At 44.2% G+C, this 6,935-nt stretch carries 6 protein-coding genes; 5 read left to right on the top strand and 1 reads right to left on the bottom strand.

Annotated features, from left to right (window positions below; all coding sequences use genetic code 11):
• Positions 1–313 precede the first annotated feature (313 nt).
• From fsa to QVP35_RS01995, 5 genes are all read left to right on the top strand, one after another.
• Positions 314–967, top strand: coding sequence for a fructose-6-phosphate aldolase (gene fsa / locus QVP35_RS02015; protein ID WP_009289078.1), 654 nt, complete (start codon positions 314–316; stop codon positions 965–967).
• 18 nt (positions 968–985) lie between these two features.
• Positions 986–1,807 carry a transketolase gene (locus QVP35_RS02010; RefSeq protein WP_009289077.1) on the top strand — a complete coding sequence of 274 codons (822 nt, stop codon included), beginning with the start codon at positions 986–988 and terminating at the stop codon, positions 1,805–1,807.
• A gap of 1 nt (position 1,808) precedes the next feature.
• Positions 1,809–2,747: a transketolase family protein gene (locus QVP35_RS02005; protein WP_009289076.1), complete on the top strand. Its 939-nt coding sequence runs from the start codon at positions 1,809–1,811 to the stop codon at positions 2,745–2,747.
• Positions 2,748–2,978: 231 nt separating this feature from the next.
• Positions 2,979–3,857: a ribokinase gene (locus tag QVP35_RS02000; protein ID WP_009289075.1), complete on the top strand. Its 879-nt coding sequence runs from the start codon at positions 2,979–2,981 to the stop codon at positions 3,855–3,857.
• 267 nt (positions 3,858–4,124) lie between these two features.
• Positions 4,125–4,553 (top strand): hypothetical protein, encoded by a 429-nt coding sequence (locus QVP35_RS01995; RefSeq protein ID WP_009289074.1) that lies wholly within the window; start codon positions 4,125–4,127, stop codon positions 4,551–4,553.
• Between the two features lie 179 nt (positions 4,554–4,732).
• Here QVP35_RS01995 and glmS read toward each other — a convergent pair whose 3' ends face one another.
• The gene (gene glmS / locus QVP35_RS01990; protein ID WP_009289073.1) at positions 4,733–6,553 is read right to left on the bottom strand and encodes a glutamine--fructose-6-phosphate transaminase (isomerizing); all 1,821 of its coding nucleotides are present in this window, start codon (positions 6,551–6,553) and stop codon (positions 4,733–4,735) included.
• Positions 6,554–6,935 lie beyond the last annotated feature (382 nt).

Below are 6,935 nucleotides of genomic sequence, written 5' to 3'. Positions count from 1 at the left end.
AAAATATTTATTAATTAATATTCATTAATATTATAATAAAATATTACTAATAAAGCTATAAAATATTAATTTTTATAAAAAATCATCACATCAACGGAATAGAAAAAACTGATAAAACCTAGGTTTTTTTTTGACAATAGATCTGGTATACAATAATCACAAAAGAAAGGTTATTAATAAACCGTAAAATTATTAATAAATTCACGGGAAATCGCATAAACACTGGGGTTTAGGAGTTTGACAAACCGGGGGGATCCATGGTTAAATGATACCAGAGCAAAAGTGCAGCAATTCATTTTAGGAGGAAGATAATATGAGATTTTTTTTAGACACAGCAGATGTAGAAGACATCAAAAAAGCAAATGACATGGGAGTGATCTGCGGAGTGACAACAAATCCGTCACTGATCGCTAAATCCGGAAGACAGTTTGAAGATGTCATTAAAGAAATCACTTCTATTGTAGATGGAGCCATCAGCGGGGAAGTCAAAGCGACTACTACAGATGCAGAAGGAATGATCAAAGAGGGAAGAGAAATCGCAAAGATCCATCCGAACATGGTAGTTAAGATTCCTACAACAGTAGAAGGGTTAAAGGCTACAAAAGTATTATCTTCTGAGGGAGTTAAGACGAATCTGACTCTTGTATTTAATCCGACACAGGCATTGCTTGCAGCCAGAGCAGGTGCTACATATGTTTCTCCGTTCTTAGGAAGATTAGATGATATCTCTCAGAACGGTTTAGACCTGATCGCTGATATCGTTGAGATTTTTGAGGCAGGCGGAATCGATACACAGATCATCTGTGCTAGTGTCCGCAACCCGATCCACGTAATTGAGTGTGCAAAAATGGGTGCGGATATCGCTACTGTACCTTACAATGTCATTGAGCAGATGATGAACCATCCTCTGACGGACCAGGGAATCGCAAAATTCCAGGCAGACTATAAAGCAGTATTTGGAGAATAAGAAAGGTTGGGAGAAAAAATGACAGTGGCAGAATTACAAAAAACAGCCAATGAGATCCGAAAAGGGATCATAAAAGCGACACACGCTGCAAAATCCGGACATCCGGGCGGATCCTTATCATCCGCAGACATGTTTGCATATTTATATTTTGAAGAAATGAACATTGATCCGGAAAATCCGAAGATGGAAGACAGAGACCGTTTCGTGCTGTCCAAGGGACATGTAGCACCTGGACTTTACTCTACTCTTGCAGAGAGAGGATTTTTCCCAAAAGAAGATTTACTCACACTGCGTCATATTGATTCTTATTTACAGGGACATCCTGATATGAAGAAAATCCCTGGTGTTGATATGTCCAGCGGATCATTGGGACAGGGAATCTCTGCAGCAGTGGGAATGGCTGTAGCTGCGAAATTAAAAGGAAAGGACTACCGTACCTACACACTGCTTGGTGACGGGGAGATCCAGGAGGGACAAGTTTGGGAAGCTGCCATGAGCGCAGGCTTCAGAAAGCTTGACAATCTTGTTGTCATCGTAGACAACAACGGCCTTCAGATTGACGGAAATATTGACGATGTTTGTTCACCATATCCGATCGATGCAAAATTTGAAGCATTCAACTTCAATGTGATCAATATCGATGGACATAACTTTGACGAGATTGCCGACGCACTGAAAAAAGCAAAAGAGTGCAAAGGAAAACCGACGGCGATCATTATGAAGACGGTCAAAGGAAAAGGTGTTTCCTTTATGGAAAATCAGGTCGGATGGCATGGTTCTGCTCCGAATGATGAACAATGTGAACAGGCATTGAATGAATTAGAGAAGGTGGGATGTTAAGATGGCAGATGTAAAGAAAATCGCAACCAGAGAAAGCTATGGAAACGCCCTGGTTGAATTAGGAAAAGAAAATCCAAACGTAGTAGTGTTAGACGCCGATTTGGCTGCCGCTACAAAGACTGGTGTATTCAAGAAAGAATTTCCGGAACGCCACATTGACTGCGGTATCGCAGAGTGCAATATGATGGGAATGGGAGCAGGACTTGCTGCCAGCGGTATGATCCCGTTTGTCAGCACATTTGCAATGTTCGCCGCAGGACGTGCATATGAGCAGGTAAGAAACGGTGTAGGATATCCTCACCTGAACGTAAAGATCGGTGCTACCCACGGCGGTATCTCTGTCGGAGAAGACGGTGCTACCCACCAGTGCTGCGAAGACGTGGCTTTAATGCGCACGATCCCTGGAATGACTGTCATCGTTCCTTCTGACGATGTGGAAGCAAAGGCAGTTGTAAAGGCAGCGGCAGAACTTGACGGACCTGTCTACATGAGATTCGGACGTCTGGCTGTTCCGGTCATCAATGACACAGCAGATTACAAATTTGAGATCGGAAAAGGTACCGTGTTAAGAGAAGGTACAGATGTGACCATCATCGCCAACGGACTTTGCGTAGGTGAAAGCCTTGAAGCTGCTGAGAAGCTTGCCGCAGACGGAATCAACGCAAAAGTTATCAACATGGCAACAGTGAAGCCGCTGGATGACGAGCTGGTGATCGCTGCAGCAAAAGAGACCGGAAAAGTGGTTACTGTAGAAGAACACTCTGTGATCGGCGGACTTGGAAGCGCAGTATGTGATGTACTGAGCGAGAAAGCGCCGACTCCGGTACTGAAACTCGGAGTACAGGACGTGTTCGGACACTCAGGACCTGCAGTGGAACTGATCAAAGAATTCGGACTGGACAGCGAAGGAATTTACAAGAGCGTGAAAGCGTTTGTATAACATTTTCCACATGATTTCCGTTCGGCTCTTAGAATGCCTCACTCCAATCATGTAGAAAATGGACGTAATATCTACTGGATAAGTATCCATCAAACAAATGGAACCGTCCAATGATAGTTTTTTTAGACATATCAGGGAAGAGGTCTTTTTATAGATCTCTTCCCTTTTGTTATGTCCCTGCGCGGCAGAAGATGGTATAATAGTCCTAACAAATGGGCGGGAGGCGATTTTATGAAGGTATTAAATTATGGTTCTTTAAATTATGATTTTGTATATCAAGTAGATCACATTACAGCGGCGGGAGAGACACAGGCATCGGAACAAAGAAAAACCTTCTGTGGGGGAAAAGGGCTGAACCAGTCCATAGCCCTTGCGAAAGCCGGAGCAAAAGTTTATCAGGGCGGGACGGTCGGAGCTGACGGTCAGATGCTTCTCGATGAACTGAATAAATACGGAGTGGACACCTCTTTTGTGCAAAAAATTGACGGCGAGACCGGACATGCGGTCATACAGGTGGACCGGAATGCACAAAACGGAATCCTTTTATTTGGAGGAGCAAATATGAGGCAGTCAAAGCAGGAGATGGAACGTGCTCTGGATACGTTTGGACCGGGAGATTTTCTGCTGATCCAGAATGAGATCAATCTCCTGGACTATCTCATTGACCGTGCATTTGACCGGGGGCTTTGCATAGTCTGCAACCCTTCTCCTTACAATCGAATTCTTGAAACGTGTGACTTTTCAAAAATTTCTCTCTTTATGCTCAACGAAGTGGAAGGTTTTCAGATGACAGGACAAAGAGAGCCGGAAAAAATTCTGGATGTGATGTCGGAGCGGTTTCCTAAGGCAGAAGCCGTACTGACGTTAGGGGAAGAAGGAGCGGTTTACCGGAAAGGAACTGTGGAACTAAGGCAGGAATGTATACCGGCTGATGTGGCGGATACCACAGCGGCAGGAGATACTTTCACCGGCTATTTTATTGCAGGTATAATAAATGGAATGAGTCCTGCCGACAATTTGAAGAGATGTGCCAAAGCATCGTCACTGGCCGTGTCCAGGAAAGGGGCAGCACCATCGATACCGACATCAGATGAAGTGGATATTGTTTGAAGTTTCTGAATATTTTCTTATTCCATAGGAAAGTTCTACGACCTTCCCTATGAAATAAAAACGCTCCGCGGGCTGTGCACAGATGCGTAAGGAAATTATTTGACTGCGTCAAATCGCATCTGGCACGCAAAGTTGTCAAGCCCCTCAAAGATTGAGGGGCCTAAGAGCTGAAGTGGGCTCGCCTACTTTGTTATATGGAAAAATATGTTGATTTTCTTTCTGTTCAGGAGTATAATATTGTTATAACAAAAGAAGGAGGAGCGGAAAATGGACCACGGTGAACTGCTTATACAGATAGAAGAGATGCTGGACCGCAAATTAGAAGAGAAGTTAGAAGAGAAACTCGATAAAAAGTTTGATGAAAAACTTCAGCCAATCCATGAAAGACTGACTTCAGTGGAACAAAAGGTCGATTCATTGGAGACAAAAGTTGATTCGCTGGAAGTAAAAGTTGAATCGATAGACGATAGACTGACGACAGTGGAGGATGATCTTGGTTCTGTAAAAAAGACTTGTTTCCGTGTGGAAAACGAAGTTATACCAAAGTTGGATGCTCTTTATGAGGACAGGATTTCACACGCGGAGTTCAGCAGATTGAGTGAGCGTGTGGATAAAAATACAGAAATGCTTCTGGTAATGAAGGATGTCATCATAGATCACAGCGGAGAAATCCGGCGGCTGGAAGAGGTAAAGTAAGCGATAAGAGAGCCTGCTTATTTTGGTTCTGCACAATTTCAGATCCTTAACAGTTCGCGAACCAGTTTTTTCTATGGATAAAAAACACCAGCCTAAAATAGGCCGGTGTTTTTTGTATCTCAGCAATATCAGCTCTCACATGAAATTCAGTCTTTGTCTGTCGGCTGGATTTCATAAAATTACTCTACGGTTACGGATTTTGCCAGGTTTCTTGGCTGGTCTACGTCATTTCCTCTGAATACGGTTACGTGGTATGCAAGCAGCTGCAGTGCCACAGTGACGCCGAAGGTTCCGAATCTGTCATCCACGGAAGGCACCTGGATCAGGTCGTCATAGACGCCTTCGTAATCTGACATGTCTTTGTCGGTCACCATGATCACATGGGCTCCGCGGGCTTTGACTTCTTCTACATTGGCCATGATCTTAGGAAGGACATGATCCTGAGTAGCAATAGCGATGATCGGAACTCCTTCTGTCACAAGAGAGATGGTTCCGTGCTTTAATTCTCCTGCATTGTATGCCTCAGAGTTAACATAGGAAATCTCCTTTAATTTCAAAGATCCCTCGCTTGCAATGGCATAATCAAGGCTGCGGCCCAGGAAGAATGCAGAGAAGGTATCTTTAATTTTTTCGGCGATATCTTTGATGTAACTGTCCATTTTCAGGACTTCCGGCACGGTTGCAATCGCTTCCTCAAATTTTTTGCAGTACTCTGATAATTCTGCCTCGGTGAATTTACCGCTCAGTTCAGCAAGTTTCAGTGCGATCAGATAGAAACCTGAACACTGTACAGAGAATGCTTTTGTGCTGGCAACAGCGATTTCCGGACCTGCGTGTGTATATAAAACCTGATCGCTTTCCCTTGCGATGCTGGAACCTTTCACATTGACGATGGAAAGTGTTTTTGCACCCCGTTCGTTTGCAAGGCGCAGAGCAGCCAGGGAGTCAGCAGTTTCTCCGGACTGGGAAACAATGACAACCAATGTATGTTCATCCAGAATAGGATCCATATAGCGGAACTCTGAAGAGAGTTCTACGGTGACAGGAATACGCACCATGGATTCAATCAGATGACGGCCCACTAATCCGGCATGCATTGCAGTACCGCAGGCAGTCACGATCACGCGGCTGATATCTTTGAACAGGTCATCTGAGATCCCATCGGCGCTGAAATCCGCAAGACCATTGTGAAGTCTGGGCATAACAGTGTTTGTCAGTGCCTCCGGCTGGTCATAGATTTCTTTCTGCATAAAGTAATCATATCCGCCTTTTTGAGCAGCAGTAGTATCCCAGTCAACGTGAAGCATTTTCGGTGAAACGATGTTCTGTTCCATATCATAGAGTGTGATACCGTCTTTTTTCATAACTACGATGTGCTCTTCCGGCACGACAAAATAATCTTTAGAGTACTGGAGCAGTGCTACCATATCGGAGGCGATGAAGGCACCGTCTTCTGTGGAGGTTGCTACCAGAGGGCTGGAATTGCGCATGCAGTAGATCTCTCCGGGATGATCTTTAAACATAATACAGAAGCCGTAGGCTCCATCCAATGCTTCATTTGCTTTTTTCATGGCAGCAAACGGGTCTCCCTCATATACAGAATCCAGATAAAGAGCGGCAATTTCAGTGTCAGTCTCAGAGACCGGAGTCCGGCCCTGGGCCTTTAGAGCGATCGCAAGCTCTTTATAATTTTCGATGATTCCGTTGTGGATCAGCGTAATATTTCCTGCTACATGGGGATGCGCGTTGGCGGTAGTCACTCCTCCGTGAGTAGCCCATCGTGTGTGTCCGATCCCGCATGTTCCGCTGCGGTCTTCTGATGACTCTACTTTTTCGCGGAGATTGGAAACCTTTCCGGCTGTTTTAATGATCTTAGTGGAGGAGCCTTCATTGACTGCGATTCCCGCACTGTCATATCCGCGGTATTCAAGCTGTGTCAGGCCTCCTACCAAGATATCTGCTGCCTCGAGTTTTCCTGTAAATCCAATAATTCCACACATGTTGAAATCTCCTTTTTATTTAATTTTATGCGAACACAAAGAAAACGTCGCTTAAAATGTAAAAGCGATGAAGTGTCCTTCTATTTAAATGTTCTTTTGTGTGGTTTTTATATCTTTGGCTGTACAGCCTTTGTTCTGCGATTACTCACAGTTTTTTTCTGTACATCACGTGTCCAAAGCCACGGGAAAGCATCCGCCGAATCTTCGATCACTTTCCACCTCGTTAACCTTCTGCTCTTCGTTATCTGTTCGATAAGTCAGGTTCCGTGCCAGAAGGTGCATGGCGCTTAAAACTGTTCTGCTCCTTTCTTTAATATAAACTAGAAACTTTACAAAAAACCATAAGAAAAGTTTCCTAGAGCATCGTATCATGGATACAGAA

Source organism: Anaerostipes sp. CAG:276, assembly GCF_000432215.1.
Taxonomy (GTDB): Bacteria; Bacillota; Clostridia; order Lachnospirales; family Lachnospiraceae; genus Anaerostipes; species Anaerostipes caccae.
This window is presented reverse-complemented; position numbering and strand designations above follow the sequence as displayed.

What these genes read in the sequence shown, in the direction of transcription:
- fsa (WP_009289078.1), top strand. Translation starts at nt 314, where the DNA reads ATGAGATTTTTTTTAGACACAGCAGATGTAGAAGACATCAAAAAAGCA.
- QVP35_RS02010 (WP_009289077.1), top strand. Translation starts at nt 986, where the DNA reads ATGACAGTGGCAGAATTACAAAAAACAGCCAATGAGATCCGAAAAGGG.
- QVP35_RS02005 (WP_009289076.1), top strand. Translation starts at nt 1,809, where the DNA reads ATGGCAGATGTAAAGAAAATCGCAACCAGAGAAAGCTATGGAAACGCC.
- QVP35_RS02000 (WP_009289075.1), top strand. Translation starts at nt 2,979, where the DNA reads ATGAAGGTATTAAATTATGGTTCTTTAAATTATGATTTTGTATATCAA.
- QVP35_RS01995 (WP_009289074.1), top strand. Translation starts at nt 4,125, where the DNA reads ATGGACCACGGTGAACTGCTTATACAGATAGAAGAGATGCTGGACCGC.
- glmS (WP_009289073.1), bottom strand. Translation starts at nt 6,553, where the DNA reads ATGTGTGGAATTATTGGATTTACAGGAAAACTCGAGGCAGCAGATATC.